This is a genomic window from Streptomyces sp. AK010 (assembly GCF_014207295.1).
Classification (GTDB): Bacteria; Actinomycetota; Actinomycetes; order Streptomycetales; family Streptomycetaceae; genus Streptomyces; species Streptomyces massasporeus.
This window is the reverse complement of sequence record NZ_JACHCX010000002.1, coordinates 275,569-293,574: the sequence shown is the minus strand read 5'-3', so window position 1 is coordinate 293,574 and position 18,006 is coordinate 275,569. Positions and strand designations below refer to the sequence as shown.

Genomic DNA, 18,006 nt, shown 5'->3' with positions numbered 1-18,006 from the left:
CGCGGGGGCCGCACGGGCGAACGCGGGCGCGAGGCCGCGGAGGCCGCGGGGGCCGCACGGGCGAACGCGGGCGCGAGGCCGCGGAGGCCGCACGGGCCGCACGGGCCGCGCGGGCCGCACGGGCCGCACGGGCCGCACGGGCGAACGCGGAGGCGAGGCCGCGGGGGCCGCGGAGGCCGCACGGGCGAACGCGGAGGCGAGGCCGCGGGGGCCGCGGAGGCCGCACGGGCGAACGCGGAGGCGAGGCCGCGGGGGCGAACGCGGGGGCGGGGAAACCCGGGGAGGACGGAGCTGGGAGGCCCGCGCTCCGCGTCGCCGGGCGGAACCGGACACAATCGAGGCATGGCAACCGATCTTCACGAGCTGCTGAGGTCACTGCGGGTCTGGGACCCGAAGGTCACGGACCTGCCCTCCTTCGAGCCGACCACCGCCCCGGCCACTCCCCTGCCCTTGTTCGCCGAGTGGTTCGCGGCGGCGGTGGCGGCCGGCCAGACCGAGCCGCACACCATGTCGCTGGCGACCTCCGACGAGTCGGGCCTGCCCGACGTGCGGATCGTGATGCTGCACGGAGCGGACGCCGACGGCTGGTCCTTCGCGTCCCACGCCGGCAGCCGCAAGGGGCGGCACCTCGCCGGCCGCCCGTATGCCGCGCTCGGCTTCTACTGGCCGGTGCTGGGCCGCCAGGTCCGGGTGCGCGGCCCGGTGACGGCGGCGGCGTCCGAGGACGCCCAGGGCGACCTGCACGCCCGCTCGACGGGCGCGCTGGCGGCGGCGCTGACCGGGCGGCAGAGCGAGGTCCTGCCGTCCCTGGACGACCTGGCCCGGGCCTCGGAGTCGGCGTGGGAACGGGCGTCGCGGGAGCCGGAGGCACCGGTGCCGTCCTGGACGCTGTACCGGCTGCGGGCCGAGGAGGTCGAGTTCTTCCAGGGTGACGAGCGACGCCGACACGTCCGGCTCCGCTACCGGCGGGCCGTGCAGCGGGACGGGGAGGAGTGGTCGCGGGAGCTGCTGTGGCCGTGAGGGGCGGGGCCCAACGGCCGGGTGTGAGCGGCTACTTGGCTTCGGCCTGAGGGCGACTCACCCCACCTCCTTCCACGTGAAGTCGTGCACGTCTTCTACGTGAAGTCGTGCACGTCGAAGTCCGCCACCGGCCGGTAGCCGATGCGCTGGTAGAGGCCGTTGCTGGTCGGGTTGTCCAGGTCGGTGAAGAGGAGGACCTCGGCCGCGCCGGAGGCCAGGGCGGCGCGGCTGACTTCGGCCGTCGCGGCGCCCGCGTAGCCGCGGCGGCGGAAGTGGGGCGGGGTGTAGACCGAGGCGACGCGGACCTGGCCGGCGACTCGGGGGCTGGTGCCGGCCATGGCGACCGGTGTGCCGTCGGGGGTTTCCCACAAGGTGACGCCGCCGCTGTCGATGCGGGCGTCCGCCCACTCGGCGGAGTCGCGGACGGTGCCCAGGCCGACGGACGCGCTGAACTCGTCGTGCCAGCGCCAGAGGAGCTCGCGGTCGGCCTCGACGGCGATCCGGGGGCCGCCGGGCGGGAGGGGCCCCGGATCGGTCAGGGTGCCGAGCCGGTAGAGCCGCTGGCGCTGGCGGAGGACGGCCGGGGCGCCCGTGTGCCGCTGCCAGGCCTCGGCGAAGGCGGCCGCGGTGTCGCACTCCGCGTTGACCCCGGGCAGACGTCGGCCGAGGGCGGCCAGGAGCGCGGCGAGGGAGTCGGCGTCCTCGGGGGTGACGGCGGTGAGGTTCAGCCAGTGCGGCGGGGTGCGGAAGAAGGCCGCCCGGACCTCTCCCGCCCGCTCCAGTACACCGAACTCCGGTGCCCCGTCGCCGTACACGCACCGGCCGCGGGTCCGCAGGGTCTCCGTGACCGTCAGCGGCACGGTGTGCAGCGCCGGCCGGGAGCGGAGGAAGGCTCCCGCGCGGGTCAGGAAGCCGTCGAGGTCATGGCTGAGGTGCCAGCCGCCCGTAGCGGGGCGGGGATCGGTATCGGGGTCGATTCCGGTTCCGGTGTCCATGGTTCATGGTGCCGTGTGCCGCCGCCCGGGCACCCCTGATTTTCCGACGGTCCCCGCCGGCTGCTTGAGGCGGTCCACCGTCGGCTGACCTTGAGGCGGTCCCCCGTCGGCCGACCGTGAGCCGGTCCCCCGTCAGCCGATGCGGCGCCGGCCGCGGTCCCGTCCGCTCACTTGCCGCTGTCCTCGGCGAGCGTGTGCGCCACCAGCGCGTTGGCGTGGCCGTGTCCCAGACCGTGCTCGGTCTTGAGCCAGGTGACGAGCTCCATGTGCCGGGTCAGCGGCGAGGTGCGGATGAGCTCCTGCCAGTCGGCGATCGGTCGGCCGTACTTCTTCTCGATGGAGGGGAAGTAGGCGGCGGGGCCCTTCACGGGTGCGGTCATCTCGGCCGGTCCCTTCACTGCTCGGCGGTGCAGCTGCGGTCGCGCTGCGGTTGCCGGGTATGACCGGCGGGGCGGGTCGGACTGATCGCCCAGCCAATGTGAGGTGCGTCACTCTGACTCGTTCCGCCCTCCTCGCGGACCCGCCGGCTCCGGGTCCGTGGCCAGGCGGGCGTGCAGATGGGCGTCCCGGAACGCGTCGTGCCGCTCTTCCTGGAAGATCGCACCGCGCAGGGTGCCCTCGTACGAGAACCCGCATCGCTCGGCGATCCGGCACGACGCGTCGTGACCGACCGCGTGGTCCAGCTCCAGCCGGTGCATTCCGAGTTCCGTCAGCGCCCAGTGGGCGGTGAGCAACAGGGCCCGGGTGGCGACGCCCTGGTCGCGGGCCTCGGGCAGGACCCAGTAGCCGACCCGGGCGACCTTCAGGTGGTACTTGATCTCGTTGACCCCGATGTGCCCCAGCGGCGCGTCGGTGCGGGCGTCCGCGACCCGGAACGACACCGACGTCCCCTCCAGGGCACTCTGCGCCCGCGCCAGCAGCGACTCCCGCGCACCGGCCCGGTCCGTGACCAGCCGCAGCGGGGTGTTCCAGCGCCGGAACTCCGGATCGCGCAGCCCCCGCAGCCACGTGTCGACGTCGGCACCGGATCCGGCGTCCCAGGGGCGCAGGCGGAGACCGTGGCCGCGGAGAGCCGGGTGGGGGCCGGTCAGAGACTGGTCACGTATGGGGGCCATGGGTCCCATTCAAACCCGTGGTTCCCGGAAACCGGCCTCCCGTGCGCCGAGGACGGGGCAAGAAGCGGGTGGTTACACCGGCGTCCCCGGGAACGCCGGCATCCCGGGAGGACCGGAGCCCCCGGGGGCTCCGGCGCCCTCGTGAACACCGGCACCCCCTCCCGGAACGCCACCACCAGCTCCGCCCCACCCGACAGGCCCGCACCCCCGCTCGCGAGTGCCGCCGACGACGACTCCCCGGCCTCCACGATCTCCGTCATCATCCGCGGCCCCTCGGCGAGTTCGACCACGGCGGCGACATAGGGGACGCGGTCCGGGAACGGCGGAAGGTCGTTACGGTGGACGACGGACCAGGTGTAGAGCGTGGCGCGGCCGCTCGCCGTCTCCCAGGTGACGTCCTCGCTCCAGCAGTGGGGGCAGAACTCGCGCGGGTAGTGGTGGGCCCGGCCGCAGGCCCCGCAGCGGCGGATCAGCAGCCGGCCCTCGGCGGCGGCGTCCCAGTACGTCCGCGTGAAGGCGTCGACCTCGGGCCGGTCGAAGCGGTGGCCGGTCACAGGAACAGCCCGAACGCGCTGTCCAGCGACCACGCCTGCCAGGACATCCCGAACAGCGCGACCACCGACATCAGCGCCATCATCGTGTTCTGCCCCTGCTCGGCGACGTCGTGCACCATGAGCGTGAAGTACAGCGCGTTGAGGAGGAACCCGCCGACCAGGGCGATCGGGGTGAGGAAGCCGGTGATCAGGCCCAGTCCGAGCGCCAGTTCCGCGTAGACGACGACGTGCGCCATCACGCGCGGGTGCGGCGCCACCGCCGCCTCGAAGCCCGAACGCACGGCCTTCCAGCGGTGCCCGGCGGCTATGGAGGCCGCCCACGTGATGCCGGTGCCCCGCTCGAACCAGGCCTTGCGGTCCTTGTGCCGCCAGCTCTCCAGCCACCACAGCCCGAGCCCGATCCGCAGCACGGCCAGCCATTCCGCCCCGGTGAGCCAGATCGCGTCCATACAATCTGACGGTACGTCAGATCCGCGGATGCGCAAGGGCCGGCGAGAGGCCGACTCCGCGCCCCGGACAAGGACCGCCCCCGACCTTCGTTCGACCAGGAACGATCACCTCCCCGCCACAACCAGGCCCGCTACGCCACGAGCCCCACTCGCTCCTCCCACAGGCGTGATCAATCCGAAACCAATTCCGGTCTTGACCGAGACCCATCAAGCGGTCCCGTGATTACGCTCGCGCTCATGGCCGACTCCACACCCCCCACACATGCCTCCGCACAGCCCCCACCCGACCGCCCCGTCTACGTCATCGGCGGCGGCCCCGGCGGGCTCTCCGTGGCGTACGCGCTGCGCGCCCGGGGCATACGGGCCGTCGTCCTGGAGAAGTCCGACCGGGTCGGGGCGTCCTGGCGCCGTCACTACGACCGGCTGCACCTGCACACCACCCGCCGCCTCTCGGCCCTGCCCGGGCTGCCGATGCCGCGCCGGTTCGGGCGGTGGGTGTCCCGGGACGACGTGGTGCGGTACCTGGAGAAGTACGCCGAGCACCACCGCCTGGAGATCGTCACCGGCGTCGAGGTGTCCCGCGTCGAGCGCACCCCCGACGGTACGGGCTGGCTGCTGCACGCCACCGGCGGCCGGGAGCTGACCGGCGCGGCGGTGGTCGTCGCCACCGGCTACAACCACACCCCGCGGCTGCCGGACTGGCCCGGCCGCGCCGACTTCACGGGCGAGCTCCTGCACGCCGGCGAGTACCGCAGCGGCAAGCCCTACGCCGGCCGGGACGTCCTCGTCGTCGGGGTCGGCAACACCGGCGCCGAGATCGCCGTCGACCTGGTGGAGAGCGGCGCCTCGCGGGTCCGGCTCGCCGTGCGCACCGTCCCCCACATCGTGCGCCGTTCGACCGCCGGCTGGGCCGCCCAGTACAGCGGCGTCCTGGTCCGCCGGCTGCCGGTCGGCCTGGTCGACCGGATCTCCCGGCTGCAGGCCAAGGTGGCCGTGCCCGACCTGTCGGCCCACGGGCTGCCGCGCCCCGACACCGGGCTGTACACGCGGGTGAAGCAGGGGGCCATCCCGGTGCAGGACGTCGGCCTGATCGACGCCGTGCGCAAGGGCGGGGTGGAGGTCGTGGCGGCCGTGGAGGGCTTCGAGGACGGCGGCAAGATCGCCCTCGCCGACGGCACCCGGATCTCCCCGGACGTGGTGATCGCCGCCACGGGGTACGTCCGCGCCCTGGAGGACCTGGTCGGGCACCTCGACGTCCTCGACGACCGCGGCAGGCCCGTCACCCACGGCCCCCGCACCCCGAGGACCGCTCCCGGCCTGTACTTCACCGGCTTCACCAACCCGATCAGCGGCAACCTCCGCGAGATGGCGCTCGACGCGGTGAAGATCGCGAAGGCCGTCGCGAGGAGCGGCTCGGGGGGCGTGTCCCGCCTGCCGGGCTGAGCCGCCGCCCGACGGGGCGTGTCCCGCTGCCGGGCCGAGCCACCGCCCGACGGGCACGTCCCGCTGCCGGGCCGAGCCACCGCCCGACGGGCACGTCCCGCTGCCGGGCCGAGCCACCGCCCGACGGGCACGTCCCGCCTGCCGGGCCGAGCCACCGCCCGACGGGCACGTCCCGCCTGCCGGGCCGAGCCACCGCCCCACGGCGGGACAATGCGCGTCGGTCCAGTCGACAACTTGACCCGCCCACACCGTTCCTGACGTCGCATCAGTTCAGTAACCTGACAGAGCGTCAGTTAGCGGCTGTCTCACAGGAGCGGGCGGAAACGATGCTTGGATCGACCCACGGCACCCTCACCACCGACTCCCGCCGGGCCCGGGCCATCGCCTGTGGCGAGCGGTCCGGGCGGCCTGCTGTCCACGGCAGGCCCGCCCAGGCGGGCGACCTGGATGTCAGCGGACGGCCGCTGCACTCCGGCGTACCCGATCTGGACCGCTTCTTCCGCCCCCGGTCCGTCGCCGTGGTCGGCGCCTCGGACGCCGAGGGCCGCCCGAACACCGGCATCACACGGCAGCTGGCCGACTGGGCCGAGCGGGTCGGCGCCACGCTGTACCCGGTCCACCCCAGCCGGCCGTCGGTGTTCGGCATCCCCTGCTTCCCTTCCGTCGCCGGCCTGCCCGAGCAGGTCGACCTGGCCGTGGTGCTGGTCAAAGACCCCGTCCCGGTGATCGAGGAACTGGCCGAGGCCAAGGCGCGGTTCGCGGTCGCCTTCGCGTCCGGGTTCGCCGAGACCGGGCCGGAGGGCGAGGCCGCCCAGCGGCGACTGGCCGCCGCCGTGGAGCAGTCTGGGCTGCGGCTGCTCGGGCCCAACACCAACCTCAACGCCTTCGAGCGGTTCCGTGACGACCTGGAAGGGCCGGCGATCGCGTTGATCACCCAGTCCGGCCACCAGGGCCGCCCCGTCTTCGCCCTCCAGGAACTCGGCATCCGCCTCTCCCACTGGGCCCCCACCGGCAACGAGGCCGACCTGGAGAGCGCCGACTTCCTCTCCTACTTCGCCGAGCAGCCCGAGGTCGGCGCCATCGCCTGCTACCTCGAAGGGCTGAAGGACGGCCGCTCCTTCCTGCTCGCCGCCGACCGGGCCGCCCGGCGCGGTGTGCCGGTCGTCGCCGTCAAGGTGGGCCGCACCGAGACCGGCGCCCGCACGGCCGCCTCCCACACCGGCAAACTGACCGGCGCGGACGCCGTGGTGGACGCGGCGCTGCGCCAGTACGGCGTGATCCGGGTCGACGGGCTCGACGAACTCCAGGACACGGCGGCCCTGTTGGCCCGGGCCCGCCCGCCGCGCGCCGACGGGGTCGTCGTCTACTCCATCTCCGGCGGCACCGGCGCCCACGTCGCCGACCTGGCGACCGGGATGGGCCTGAGCCTGCCGGTCCTGTCCGAGGCCAGGCAGGCCGAGCTGCACCAGTGGATACCCGAGTACCTGAGCGTCGCCAACCCGGTCGACAACGGCGGGCATCCGGTCGGGGACGAGCGCGGCCGGAAGATCATCGACGCGATCCTCGCCGACCCCGCCGTGGGTGTACTGCTCTGCCCGGTCACCGGGCCGTTCCCCCCGCTCAGCGACCGGCTCGTGCGGGACCTGGTGGACGCGGCCGAGCAGACCGACAAGCTGGTCTGCGTGGTGTGGGGTTCGCCGGTCGGCACCGAGCCCGCCTACCGCGAGATCCTGCTCGGCTCCTCCCGCGTGGCCACCTTCCGCACGGTCGGCAACTGCCTCACCGCCGTCCGCGCCCACCTCGCCCACCACCGCTTCGCCGCCGCCTACCGCTCCCCCTTCGACGAGGCCCCGCGCACCCCCTCGCCGTCCTACCGCAAGGCGCAGGCCCTGATGCAGCCCGGCCGGCAGCTGAGCGAGCACGCGGCGAAGCAGCTGCTGCGGGCGTACGGCATCCGCGTACCGCGCGAGCAGTTGGTGACCAGTGCGGCGGCGGCCGTCCGCGCGGCCGGGCTCGTGGGCTACCCGGTGGTGATGAAGGCCTCCGGCGCCCGGATCGCCCACAAGACCGAACTGGGCCTGGTGAAGATCGGGCTGACCTCGGCCAGCCAGGTCCGCGACGCCTACCGCGAGCTGACCGACATCGCCCGCTACGAGGACGTCGCCCTGGACGGCGTCCTGGTCTGCCAGATGGTGGAGCAGGGCGTGGAGATGGTCGTCGGCGTCGCCCACGACGACCTGTTCGGTGCGACCGTGACCGTCGGGCTCGGCGGCGTGCTCGTCGAGGTGCTGCGCGACACGGCCGTAGGGGTGCCGCCCTTCGGGGAGGAGCAGGCGCGGGACATGCTCGCCGGGCTGCGCGGACGGGCCCTGCTCGACGGGGTCCGGGGGCGGCCGGCGGCGGATCTGGACGCGCTGGTGGAGGTCGTCCTGCGCGTGCAGCGCATGGCCCTGGAACTCGGGGACCAGCTCGCGGAACTGGACGTCAACCCGCTGATGGTGCTGCCGCAGGGGCAGGGTGCCGTGGCCCTGGACGCGCTGGCGGTGTGCCGCTGATGACCGGGGCCGCGGTTCTGCACACCACCGGCGACCACGTCCTCACCGTCACGCTCAACCGGCCCGAGAGCCTCAACGCCCTGACGCCCGGGCAGCGCGAGGACATCATCGGGCTGCTGTCGGAGGCCTCCGCGGCGGCGGAGGTGCGGGCCGTGGTGATCACGGGGACGGGCCGCGGCTTCTGCGCCGGGGCGGACCTCCGGGCGGCCGGCCCTCCCGGCGAACGCCTCGCGGGCGACGTGGCCCGCACCCTGCGCACCGGCGCCCAGCGGCTGATCGCCGCCGTGCTCGACTGCGAGAAGCCGGTGATCGCGGCCGTGAACGGCACGGCGGCCGGACTCGGCGCGCATCTGGCGTTCGCCTGCGATCTGGTCCTCGCGGCCGAATCCGCCCGGTTCATCGAGGTGTTCGTACGGCGCGGGCTGGTCCCCGACGGGGGCGGCGCCTATCTCCTCCCGCGGCTCGTCGGCCCGCAGCGCGCGAAGGAGCTGATGTTCTTCGGCGACGCGCTCGGCGCGGCGGACGCCGAACGCCTCGGGCTGGTCAACCGGGTCGTCAGGGACGAGGAGCTGGAGAAGACGGCGCGCGCCTGGGCCGAGCGTCTCACCTCCGGCCCGACCCGCGCCCTCGCCCTGACCAAGCAGCTCGTGAACGCCTCCCTCGACACCGACCGCACCGCCGCCTTCGCCGCCGAGGCCGCCGCACAGGAGATCAACATGACGACAGCGGACGCGCGGGAGGGCGTACGGAGCTTCGTGGAGCGGCGGAGCCCGGAGTACCGGGGCCACTGACCGTTCCCGGCCTCTTCCCGCCTCTTCCCGCTCTGTTCCTACCCCTGCCCCTCTTCCCGCCCTGTTCCTGCTCCTCCCCCCTCTTCCCGCCCTGTTCCTGCTCCTCCCCCCTCTTCCCGCCCTGTTCCTGCCCCTCCCCGCCCCTTCCTATCTGACGCTGCGTCAGTTTCAATGCTGGATGTGATGGCACAAGCAGGGATGGCGGAAGCCGCCGTCCGCTACCTCAGGTCGGTCCGCGCCACCGCCCCGGAGCCCGTCGACGCCCTGCCGCGCCCCGAACTGCGGTGCGTCGGCGCCGACGAGCGTGCCCCCCTCGACCCCCGGGAGTTCCGCCGGGTCCTGGGGAACTTCGCGACGGGCGTGGCCGTCGTCACGGCACCCGCCGCCATGGCCGGAGAACCTCCCGCCGGCTTCGCCTGCCAGTCCTTCAGCTCCCTCTCCCTCGACCCTCCCCTGGTCGCCTTCATGGTCGGCCGGACCTCGACGACCTGGCCGCGGATCGCCCGCGCCGGGGTGTTCTGTGTGAACGTTTTGGGCTCCGGCCAGGGCGAGTTGTGCCGCGCCTTCGCGGTGAGCGGCGCGGACAAGTTCGCGGGCGTGGCGTACGACGCGGCGCCGGTGTCGGGCTCGCCGCGGCTGACGGGCGCGGTGGCATGGATCGACTGCGCGATCCACGCCGTGCACACCGGCGGGGACCACCTCATCGTGGTGGGCCGGGTGAACGCCCTCGGCACGGAGGACGCCGACGGCCCGGAAGGTCCGCTGCTCTTCCACCGGGGACGTTTCGCCCGGCTGGCGCCACCGTAGGGCTCACACCGCCGTCAGCCGCCACAGCGAGGTGACTTCGCCGGCCCGCGCGGCGTGGAACGGATCGCCCGTGTTCCGTACGCGGGAGTGGCGCGGACGGGTCTCCAGCCGGTCGGCGACGCGCAGGCCCGCCGCCGGGGTGCGCCAGGGCCAGGTCTCCCGGGTCCGTAACACCGCGCACCACATCCGCACGCACCGGGCTTGCTGAGCGTCGCCGAGCGCTCACACTCAAGTGGCCCTGCCCCATACCCTGACAGTGGACGCCGAACAGAGAAGGGGCGAGACCGTGCCATCTGACGCTACCCCGGACCCCTACGCCGACCCGCTTGTCTTCGGGCCACGGCTCCAGATCCTGCGCACCCGCAAGGGCCTCACCCGTGAGCAACTCGGAGGCCTCGTCGGCCGCTCCGGTTCCTGGGTCAAGGGCATCGAGACGGGCCGTCTCAAGACACCCAGACTCGAAGTGATCCTCCGCATCGCCGAGATTCTCCGCCTACGGGACCTCTCCGACCTCACAGGAGACCAGTCCGTACGCGTCGGCCTCTTCACCGGACCCGGACACCCACGCCTCCCCGACGTGAAGTCGGCTGTCGATGCCTTTCCACTCACCACCGAGCGCGAGGCACCCCCCGCCGAGCACCTCCGCGCTCGCCTCGCACGTGCTTGGGCCGCCCGACACTCGGCCCCGAACCACCGTGAGGTCATCGGCGGATTGCTGCCGGACCTGATCCGCGACGCGCAGGCTGCGGCGCGCCAGGCCGACTCCGGACCGGAACGGCGTGCGGCACAGGCGGTCCTCGCGGAGGTGTACTCCCTCGCGCAGTTCTTTTGCGCCTATCAGCCCGACCCGGCGTTGCTGTGGCGTGTCGCCGACCGCGCCCTGATCGCTGCTCAGGAGTCCGAGGACCCGCACACGATCGGCGTCGCCGCGTGGCTCGCCGCTCAGGCACACCGTGACAGTGGGCCCGCTCACTTCGACGCTGCCGACGCCGTGAACCTGGGTGCGCTGGCCTACCTCGAACCGCTGCTGCCGAACGCCGGCGACGATGTCCTCGCGATCACGGGCGCCCTCACCTTTGAAGCCGGTTACACGGCAGCCCGCCGGGGTGAGGCGGGGACAGCCTGGCGGTACTGGGACCTGGCCCGGGATATGGCGGCCCGTCTGCCCGCCGCCTATTACCACTCGGTGACGTCGTTCTCACCCGGCATCATGGGTGCGCACGCAGTGACCATCGCCGTCGAGTTGCACGCCGGCGGGGAATCCGTACGGCAGGTCGCGGCTGCCGACGCGGCAACCATCCCGTCGCGACCGCGACGAGCGCGCCATCGCATCGAAAGCGCTCGCGGCTACCAGCTCGACGGGCAGCCGGACGTGGCACTCGCCACGCTCGACCAGGCCTACGAAGCGGCACCGGAAACGATCAAGTACAACGGCTATGCCAAGCGCATCATCCTGGAAGAGACCGAGGCCAAGTCTCCGGCGCGCAGGCGCCGTGCCTCGGGGCTCGCTGTAAAGCTCGGTCTTCTCGCAGCGTAATCAAGGGGGCACAAACTGTGCCCCTGCCGCTGCACCGGCGCTTCTACGGTCACGTGGTGAAACGGAACGCACATGACCGGGGAGGCCCGAGCATGCCCAGTAACCACAGCCACTCAGCCTTACGGCCCGACGTCGCTGCGCGCGGCATGCGCGTACACGGCACAGCAGACCGGCGGTCAGCAGCGGAGCATTGGCTATTGGCATCACTGCCTGCCCCCGGCCGTGCCCGGGCCCGGCTCGAATGGCGGCAGCACGACGTGGCCATGCTCCCACTCGGCACCCTTTTCTCCGCCGTACGGGTCCCCGGCCGCCTCGTGGTCGCCCTGACGGAAAGCACCGAGACTTCCGAACTCGACGAGTTCATGCGCCACGCCCTCGACGGCGGCCCCGTCATCTGCGATCCACGTTACTTGCGGTACTACGCCCTGGTACCCGCGAGCGTGCCGAGAACCTGGCATCAGGCCATCGACGACTGGAAACCTCTGGACGTGGAATGCCTCGGCCACGGCAGCTACCTCGGAGTTCCCAGGGCGGACACCGTGGAATGCACCCCCGCTCGTGCCCCTTACTGGTCAGTGCCGATCGACTCGGCCGCGACCCTGTGCAGGCCGTTGAAAGTCGCCCGGCTGATCGCCGCCGGCCGTCACTGCCTGCCCACGGAGCGGGAAGAGTGAGTGACGCGGCGCGGATCCGGCAGCGGTGCGAGGACGTGCTGGGGGTTCCGATCCCGCAGGGGGACGAGTTGTCTCTCCTGGTTGAGGAGTTGGAGGCGTACGTCGGGCTGCTCGCTCCGAAGTTGGAGGAGCTGGTGCCGCGTATGCGCGAGGGCACGCAGGACACGGCGCGCATCGTACTGAGGCACTCGGGCGAAGTCCTCGACGACACCGGTACGACGGCAGCCGAGCTCGGGACACGGCCGTACAACGCCGGAGTGAACGCGCGCGCACTACTCGGCCTCCTTGAGCGACCGGGCGAAGTCGATCCGTCTCCGGGTCCGAGCCGTCCTCGCCCTTGGGGCACGGCGGCTCGCCCGGAAGAATGACAGCGGGTTCCTCTCAAACCGTCGCCGCCACATCCCCCGCCCTCCGCCGGATCACCAGCGCCATCAGCGCCGCCGCCGCGCACAGCGCCCCGGAGGCGTACCAGACCACGTCGTACGTGCCGAAGGTGTCCCGCGCGACACCGCCCAGGAAGGCGACGACGGCCGCCCCGACCTGGTGGGAGGCGAGGACCCAGCCGAAGACGATCGCGCTGTCCTCGCCGTAGTGCTCGCGGCACAGGGCGAGGGTGGGCGGGACGGTGGCGACCCAGTCGAGGCCGTAGAAGACGATGAAGAAGATCATCGGGGGGTGGACCGCGGGGCCGAGCAGCAGCGGCAGGAACATCAGGGACACGCCCCGCAGCGCGTAGTACACCGCCAGCAGGCGGCGCGGCTCGAAGCGGTCCGTGAACCAGCCGGAGGCGATCGTGCCGACGACGTCGAAGACGCCGATGACGGCGAGCAGGGACGCGGCGGCCTGGAGGGGCATGTGGTGGTCGTGGGCCGCGGGGATGAAGTGGGTCTGGATGAGGCCGTTGGTGGAGGCGCCGCAGATCGCGAAGGTGCCGGCGAGCAGCCAGAACGGGCCGGTGCGCACGGCGGACAGCAGCACGCTCACGGCCCGGCGGGCGGCTCCGGGGACGGGAGGCGGCTTCGGCACGAACTCGGCGGCGCCGTACGGCTTCTGGCCCACGTCCGCCGGGTGGTCGTGCAGCAGGAGCCACACGAACGGGACGACCGCGAGCGCGGCGAGCGCGACCGTCACGGCCGCCGGGCGCCAGTCGTACCGGTCGATGATCCAGGACAGCAGGGGCAGGAAGATCAGCTGGCCGGACGCGGAGGCGGCGGTGAGGATGCCGCTGACCAGGCCGCGCCGTGCGGTGAACCAGCGGTTGGTGACGGTCGCGGCGAAGGCCAGCGCCATGGAGCCGGAACCGAGCCCGACGAGCAGACCCCAGTACAGCATCAGCTGCCAGGCGGCGGTCATCCACACGGTGAGCCAGGAGCCGGCCGCGATCACGGTCAGGGCGACCGCGACGACCTTTCGGATGCCGAAGCGGTCCATCAGGGCCGCCGCGAACGGGGCCGTCAGACCGTACAGCGCCAGGTTCACCGAGACGGCGGCGCCGATCGTGCCGCGTGACCAGCCGAACTCGTCGTGCAGCGGATCGATGAGCAGGCCCGGAACGGACCGGAAGGCGGCGGCGCCGATGATCGTCACGAAGGTGACGGCGGCGACGAACCAGGCGCGGTGCACCCGCACACGGGTCGGCTGCGGCGGCTGCTGGACGGCCGCTGCTTCGGTTGTCTGGGTCACGACATAGAGCTTCCGATCCGCGGCGCACTCCATCGAGTGGCCCGAAGGACAGCATTCGTTAGGATCGGGCCATGAGCCGTGAGCCGGGGTTCCGCCCGCACCGGGTCGTCGTCCTCGCCCGCGACGGCCTGCTCCCCTTCGAGCTGGGCATCCCGCACCGCATCTTCGGCCGCCCCCGGGACGCCCGGGGACGCCCGCTGTACGACGTCGTCACCTGCTCGATCCGTCCGCCGGGCCCGGTGCGGACCGACGCCGACTTCGCCATCCAGGTCGAGCACGGCCCCGAGACCCTGGCCACCGCCGACACGGTGATCGTCCCGGCGTCGTACGAACAGGGCCCGGTCTTCGAGCAGGGCGTGCTCACCGGCGAACTGGCCGCCGCCCTCGGCCACATCCGCCCCGGCACCCGGCTCGCCTCCATCTGCACCGGCGTCTACGTCCTCGCCGCCGCCGGTCTCCTCGACGGCCGTCCCGCCACCACGCACTGGGCCGACGCCGACCGTTTCCAGCGGCTGTTCCCGCGGATCGAGGTCGACGCCGACGTCCTGTTCATCGACGACGGCGACATCCTGACCTCCGCCGGCGTCGCGGCGGGCATCGACCTGTGCCTGCACATGGTGCGCCGCGACCACGGCACGGCGGTCGCCAACGACGTGGCCCGCCGCACGGTCGTACCGCCGCACCGCGACGGCGGTCAGGCGCAGTACATCCACCGGCCGGTACCCGACCCGCAGCAGGCGACGACGACCTCGGCCCGCGCCTGGGCCCTGGGCCGCCTCCACGAGCCGATCCAGCTGCGCGACATGGCCGCCCGGGAGTCCATGTCGGTGCGCACCTTCACCCGCCGCTTCCGCGAGGAGACCGGCGTCAGCCCCGGCCAGTGGCTCACCCAGCAGCGCGTGGAACGGGCCCGCCACCTCCTGGAGTCCACCGACCGCTCCGTCGACCGGGTCGCCCGGGACGCGGGCTTCGGCACGGCCCAGTCGATGCGTCAGCACCTCCAGTCGGCCCTCGGTGTCACACCCACCGCCTACCGGCGCACGTTCCGGGCGGAGAACGACACCGCGGCCGCCGTCAGAAGGTGAGCACCGCCCGCGCCACCCGGCCCGCCTCGGCGTCCGCCGCCGCCTCTTCGAAGTCCTCGGCCGGGTAGGTCCGGGTGACCAGTTCGTCGAGCAGGAGGCGCCCCTGGCGGTACAGGCCGGCGTACAGGGCGATGTCCCGCTGAGGGCGGGAGGAGCCGTAGCGGCAGCCCAGGATGGACTTGTCGAGGTACATCGAGGAGACGCGGAAGGACGCCTCGGCCGTGGCGGGCGGGACCCCGAGCAGGATCGCCTGCCCGTGCCGGTCCAGGGCGTCGATCGCCTGCCGGATCAGCTCCACGCGGCCGACGCACTCGAAGGCGTGGTCCACGCCCGTGGGCAGCAGGTCGCGCACGCCGCCGGCCGAGGTGAGGAAGTCGGTCGCGCCGAACCGGCGTGCCATCTCCTCCTTCGCCGGGTTGGCGTCGACGGCCACGATCCGCCCGGCGCCCGCGAGCCGCGCCCCCTGGAGCACGTTCAGGCCGATGCCGCCCGCCCCGATGACCAGGACGCTGTCGCCCCGGTCCACCCGTGCCCGGTTCAGCACGGCGCCCACCCCGGTCAGCACCCCGCATCCGATGAGCGCCGCCGAGGCCATCGGTATGTCGTCGGGGATCCGGACCGCCTGGACGGCCTTGACGACCGTGCGCTCCGCGAACGCCGAGCTGGACGCGAACTGGTGCACCGGCGAGCCCTCGTGGCCGAACGGCCGGCCCGGGCGTCCGATGGCCTGCCGGCACATGGTCGGCCGGCCCCGGTCGCACTCGGCGCACGTACCGCAGTTCGCCAGGGTGGACAGCGCCACATGGTCACCGGGCGCGACATGGGTGACGCCCCCACCCACCGCCTCCACGACCCCGGCCCCCTCATGGCCCAGCACCACGGGCACGGGGAAGGGGATGGTCCCGTCCACCACCGACAGATCGCTGTGGCACAGCCCGGCCGCCGAGATCGCCACCCGCACCTCGCCCGGCCCCGGCTCCCGCACCTCCAGGTCCGTCACGACCCGGACCTGCTTCCCGTCGAAGATCACGCCTCGCATCACACGGCCCCCTTGGGCTCCCTGGGCAGGCCGAGCACACGCTCGGCGATGATCGTGCGCTGGATCTGGTCCGAGCCGCCGTAGATCGTGTCGGCCCGCGAGAAGAGGAACAGGTGCTGCGCGGCGTCCAGTTCGTACGGCGCCGACGCCGACCAGTCGACGGGGCCCACTCCGGCCGCCGCGCCCCGCACCAGCACCGCCAGCTCGCCGAGCCGCTGGTGCCAGCCGGCCCACAGCAGCTTGGCCACGCTCGGGGCACCCGCGTCACCACAACCCCCCAGCGTGCGCAGGGCGTTCCAGCGCATCGTCCGCAGCTCGGCCCACTGCCGCACGAGCCGCTCCCGTACGACGGGGTCGTGCACCGCGCCCGACTCCTCTGCGGTCCGCACCACAGCGCCCAGTTCCTCGGCGAACCCGATCTGCTGGGCCAGCGTGGACACCCCGCGTTCGAAGCCGAGCAGGCTCATGGCGACGCGCCAGCCGTCGCCCTCGCCGCCGACGACGTGCTCGGCGTGCGCGCCGTCGAAGATGACCTCGTTGAAGTCGCTGGTGCCGGTCATCTGACGGATGGGGCGGACCTCGATCCGGCCGGGCTGGTCCATGGGGACGAGCAGGAAGGTCAGCCCGTGGTGCCGCACCGAGCCGGGCTCGGTCCTGGCCAGCACGAAACACCAGTCCGCCTCGCGGGCGAGCGACGTCCAGATCTTCTGCCCGGTCACCCGGTACGTACGGCCGTCCGGCTCGCGCACGGCCGCGGTACGGACACCGGCCAGGTCCGAACCGGCGCCGGGTTCGCTGTAGCCCTGGCACCAGAGTTCCGCACCGGCGGCGATCGGCGGCAGGAACCGCGCCTTCTGCTCGTCGGTGCCGTGGGCGAGGAGCGTGGGCGCGAGCAGGTTCTCCCCGATGTGCCCGGACCGCGGCGGCGCCCCCGACCGCGCGTACTCCTCGGCCCAGACGACCTGTTGGGTGAGGGTGGCCCTGCGATTGCCGTAGCCGTCCTCACCCCACCCGAGCCCGATCCACCCGGCAGCCCCGAGGGTGCGCTCCCAGGTGCGGCGGTCGGCAGCGCCGCTGACGTGCGAAGCCAGCCAGTCACGCGCTTCGCTGCGGAACGCGTCGTGCTCCGGGCCGAAGCCGAAGTCCATCAGGGTTCTCCTCTCGATGCCGCAGGGGCGGATCGCCCAGCGGCGCGGGGAACTGCGCGACCGGCCACGACGAGACCCGCACCCGCCGTGGAGCCCGAACCCCCGAGCTACTGGGCGTTCGGCCGTTCCCCCCGAGCCGCCGCCCTCTCCATCTCCCGCACCCGTTCCAGCGACGGCATCGGATCCACCCCCACCGAGCCGGGCAGAAACTCCGCGATCCGTTCCACCGTCCACCCGCCGGAGGCATACGCCGCACGCAGCTCCCGCGGCTGCGCCCACACCGCGATCTTCTCCCCGGCCACCGTGTACACCTGCCCGGTGATCCCCTCCCGCGAGGCCGCGTCGGACAGCAGATACACCACCAGCGCGGCGACGTCCTCCGGCTCCCCGATCTCCGCCAGTTCCATCGGCACCCCCGCCGACATCCGCGTCCGTGCGACCGGCGCCACCGCGTTCGCGGTCACCCCGTACTTGTGCAGCCCGAGCGCCGCGCTGCGCACCAGCGAGATGATCCCGCCCTTCGCCGCGCTGTAGTTGGCCTGCGACACCGACCCCTGGTGGTTGCCGCTGGTGAAGCCGATCAGCGTCCCGGCCCGCTGCCCGCGCATCACCGCGGAGGCCGCCCGGAACACCGTGAACGTGCCCTTCAGATGCGTCGCGACGACCGGGTCCCACTCCTCCTCGGTCATGTTGAACAGCATCCGCTCGCGCAGGATCCCTGCCACGCAGACGACCCCGTCCAGCCGCCCGTACGACTCCAGCGCCAGGTCCACGACCCGCCGCCCGCCCGCCATCGTGGAGATGTCGTCGGCGACGGCCACCGCTTCCCCGCCCGCCGCCTCGATCTCCTTGACGACGGCCTGGGCGATCTCGCTCGTCGGTGAGGCGCCGTCGACCGCGACGCCGTAGTCGTTGACCACGACCTTCGCGCCCTCGGCCGCCGCCGCGAGTGCGACCGCCCGGCCGATGCCCCGCCCCGCCCCCGTGACGGCGACGACCTTGCCTGCCAAGAAGTTCCCCACGCCCGGCCCCTTCCCGTCCCACGGTTTCTGACGGACCGTTAGATTTTCGACTCCCGAATTCTACGACCCGTCAGATACGGGAACACAAG

17 protein-coding genes and 1 pseudogene are annotated in these 18,006 nt (G+C 73.1%); 8 read left to right on the top strand and 10 right to left on the bottom strand.

The genetic code is table 11. From position 1 onward, the window contains the following. Nucleotides 1-342 precede the first annotated feature (342 nt). Nucleotides 343-1,020 carry a pyridoxal 5'-phosphate synthase gene (locus tag HDC93_RS04605; protein WP_185007398.1) on the top strand — a complete coding sequence of 226 codons (678 nt, stop codon included), beginning with the start codon at nt 343-345 and terminating at the stop codon, nt 1,018-1,020. A 95-nt stretch (nt 1,021-1,115) separates the two neighbouring features. On the opposite strand, the gene HDC93_RS04600 is transcribed toward HDC93_RS04605, so the two are convergent. The 5 genes and pseudogenes from HDC93_RS04600 to HDC93_RS04580 form a co-directional block, all read right to left on the bottom strand. Beyond that, nucleotides 1,116-2,015, bottom strand: a complete 900-nt coding sequence (locus HDC93_RS04600; RefSeq protein ID WP_185007396.1) for a GNAT family N-acetyltransferase — start codon at nt 2,013-2,015, stop codon at nt 1,116-1,118. Nucleotides 2,016-2,182: 167 nt separating this feature from the next. Further along, nucleotides 2,183-2,395: a DUF4287 domain-containing protein gene (locus tag HDC93_RS04595; RefSeq protein ID WP_185007394.1), complete on the bottom strand. Its 213-nt coding sequence runs from the start codon at nt 2,393-2,395 to the stop codon at nt 2,183-2,185. 108 nt (nt 2,396-2,503) lie between these two features. Beyond that, the gene (locus HDC93_RS04590) at nt 2,504-3,130 is read right to left on the bottom strand and encodes a GNAT family N-acetyltransferase (protein ID WP_185007391.1); all 627 of its coding nucleotides are present in this window, start codon (nt 3,128-3,130) and stop codon (nt 2,504-2,506) included. A 131-nt stretch (nt 3,131-3,261) separates the two neighbouring features. After that, a pseudogene (locus HDC93_RS38130) lies at nt 3,262-3,684 on the bottom strand (Zn-ribbon domain-containing OB-fold protein); the annotation flags it as partial. Then, complete coding sequence (locus HDC93_RS04580) at nt 3,681-4,133, bottom strand: DoxX family protein (RefSeq protein ID WP_185007389.1); 453 nt, start codon at nt 4,131-4,133, stop codon at nt 3,681-3,683. The pseudogene HDC93_RS38130 and the gene HDC93_RS04580, both read right to left, overlap by 4 nt. Nucleotides 4,134-4,370: 237 nt before the next feature. Here HDC93_RS04580 and HDC93_RS04575 point away from each other — a divergent pair, with 237 nt between their 5' ends. The 4 genes from HDC93_RS04575 (at nt 4,371) to HDC93_RS04560 (ending at nt 9,729) form a co-directional block, all read left to right on the top strand. Further along, the gene (locus tag HDC93_RS04575) at nt 4,371-5,576 is read left to right on the top strand and encodes an NAD(P)/FAD-dependent oxidoreductase (protein WP_185007388.1); all 1,206 of its coding nucleotides are present in this window, start codon (nt 4,371-4,373) and stop codon (nt 5,574-5,576) included. Between the two features lie 326 nt (nt 5,577-5,902). Continuing rightward, a complete protein-coding gene (locus HDC93_RS04570) occupies nt 5,903-8,131 on the top strand; it encodes an acetate--CoA ligase family protein (protein WP_185007387.1) in 2,229 nt (742 codons plus the stop codon). Further along, a complete protein-coding gene (locus HDC93_RS04565; RefSeq protein WP_185007386.1) occupies nt 8,131-8,922 on the top strand; it encodes an enoyl-CoA hydratase/isomerase family protein in 792 nt (263 codons plus the stop codon). The genes HDC93_RS04570 and HDC93_RS04565 overlap by 1 nt, the downstream gene beginning before the upstream one ends. Nucleotides 8,923-9,105: 183 nt before the next feature. Continuing rightward, nucleotides 9,106-9,729: a flavin reductase family protein gene (locus HDC93_RS04560; RefSeq protein ID WP_260419407.1), complete on the top strand. Its 624-nt coding sequence runs from the start codon at nt 9,106-9,108 to the stop codon at nt 9,727-9,729. Between the two features lie 3 nt (nt 9,730-9,732). On the opposite strand, the gene HDC93_RS04555 is transcribed toward HDC93_RS04560, so the two are convergent. Beyond that, nucleotides 9,733-9,903 carry a hypothetical protein gene (locus HDC93_RS04555; RefSeq protein ID WP_398983774.1) on the bottom strand — a complete coding sequence of 57 codons (171 nt, stop codon included), beginning with the start codon at nt 9,901-9,903 and terminating at the stop codon, nt 9,733-9,735. 112 nt (nt 9,904-10,015) lie between these two features. Here HDC93_RS04555 and HDC93_RS04550 point away from each other — a divergent pair, with 112 nt between their 5' ends. After that, nucleotides 10,016-11,266: a helix-turn-helix domain-containing protein gene (locus HDC93_RS04550; protein WP_185007931.1), complete on the top strand. Its 1,251-nt coding sequence runs from the start codon at nt 10,016-10,018 to the stop codon at nt 11,264-11,266. Between the two features lie 197 nt (nt 11,267-11,463). Beyond that, nucleotides 11,464-11,940 (top strand): hypothetical protein, encoded by a 477-nt coding sequence (locus HDC93_RS04545; protein WP_260419406.1) that lies wholly within the window; start codon nt 11,464-11,466, stop codon nt 11,938-11,940. Between the two features lie 381 nt (nt 11,941-12,321). On the opposite strand, the gene HDC93_RS04540 is transcribed toward HDC93_RS04545, so the two are convergent. After that, nucleotides 12,322-13,623 (bottom strand): MFS transporter, encoded by a 1,302-nt coding sequence (locus HDC93_RS04540; RefSeq protein ID WP_185007384.1) that lies wholly within the window; start codon nt 13,621-13,623, stop codon nt 12,322-12,324. Between the two features lie 71 nt (nt 13,624-13,694). On the opposite strand from HDC93_RS04540, the gene HDC93_RS04535 reads away from it, so the two are divergent. After that, nucleotides 13,695-14,708, top strand: a complete 1,014-nt coding sequence (locus tag HDC93_RS04535; protein WP_185007383.1) for a GlxA family transcriptional regulator — start codon at nt 13,695-13,697, stop codon at nt 14,706-14,708. Here HDC93_RS04535 and HDC93_RS04530 read toward each other — a convergent pair. From HDC93_RS04530 to HDC93_RS04520, 3 genes are all read right to left on the bottom strand, one after another. Then, the gene (locus tag HDC93_RS04530) at nt 14,698-15,747 is read right to left on the bottom strand and encodes an alcohol dehydrogenase catalytic domain-containing protein (RefSeq protein WP_185007382.1); all 1,050 of its coding nucleotides are present in this window, start codon (nt 15,745-15,747) and stop codon (nt 14,698-14,700) included. The genes HDC93_RS04535 and HDC93_RS04530 overlap by 11 nt on opposite strands. Further along, the gene (locus tag HDC93_RS04525; RefSeq protein WP_185007381.1) at nt 15,747-16,895 is read right to left on the bottom strand and encodes an acyl-CoA dehydrogenase family protein; all 1,149 of its coding nucleotides are present in this window, start codon (nt 16,893-16,895) and stop codon (nt 15,747-15,749) included. The genes HDC93_RS04530 and HDC93_RS04525 overlap by 1 nt, the downstream gene beginning before the upstream one ends. Before the next feature lie 107 nt (nt 16,896-17,002). After that, nucleotides 17,003-17,917 carry an SDR family oxidoreductase gene (locus HDC93_RS04520; RefSeq protein WP_185007380.1) on the bottom strand — a complete coding sequence of 305 codons (915 nt, stop codon included), beginning with the start codon at nt 17,915-17,917 and terminating at the stop codon, nt 17,003-17,005. Nucleotides 17,918-18,006: the final 89 nt, after the last annotated feature.

Excerpts from the sequence above, each read along its gene's own strand:
- HDC93_RS04605 (WP_185007398.1), top strand. The coding sequence starts at position 343 with ATGGCAACCGATCTTCACGAGCTGCTGAGGTCACTGCGGGTCTGGGAC.
- HDC93_RS04600 (WP_185007396.1), bottom strand. The coding sequence starts at position 2,015 with ATGGACACCGGAACCGGAATCGACCCCGATACCGATCCCCGCCCCGCT.
- HDC93_RS04595 (WP_185007394.1), bottom strand. The coding sequence starts at position 2,395 with ATGACCGCACCCGTGAAGGGCCCCGCCGCCTACTTCCCCTCCATCGAG.
- HDC93_RS04590 (WP_185007391.1), bottom strand. The coding sequence starts at position 3,130 with ATGGCCCCCATACGTGACCAGTCTCTGACCGGCCCCCACCCGGCTCTC.
- HDC93_RS04580 (WP_185007389.1), bottom strand. The coding sequence starts at position 4,133 with ATGGACGCGATCTGGCTCACCGGGGCGGAATGGCTGGCCGTGCTGCGG.
- HDC93_RS04575 (WP_185007388.1), top strand. The coding sequence starts at position 4,371 with ATGGCCGACTCCACACCCCCCACACATGCCTCCGCACAGCCCCCACCC.
- HDC93_RS04570 (WP_185007387.1), top strand. The coding sequence starts at position 5,903 with ATGCTTGGATCGACCCACGGCACCCTCACCACCGACTCCCGCCGGGCC.
- HDC93_RS04565 (WP_185007386.1), top strand. The coding sequence starts at position 8,131 with ATGACCGGGGCCGCGGTTCTGCACACCACCGGCGACCACGTCCTCACC.
- HDC93_RS04560 (WP_260419407.1), top strand. The coding sequence starts at position 9,106 with ATGGCACAAGCAGGGATGGCGGAAGCCGCCGTCCGCTACCTCAGGTCG.
- HDC93_RS04535 (WP_185007383.1), top strand. The coding sequence starts at position 13,695 with ATGAGCCGTGAGCCGGGGTTCCGCCCGCACCGGGTCGTCGTCCTCGCC.
- HDC93_RS04530 (WP_185007382.1), bottom strand. The coding sequence starts at position 15,747 with ATGCGAGGCGTGATCTTCGACGGGAAGCAGGTCCGGGTCGTGACGGAC.
- HDC93_RS04525 (WP_185007381.1), bottom strand. The coding sequence starts at position 16,895 with ATGGACTTCGGCTTCGGCCCGGAGCACGACGCGTTCCGCAGCGAAGCG.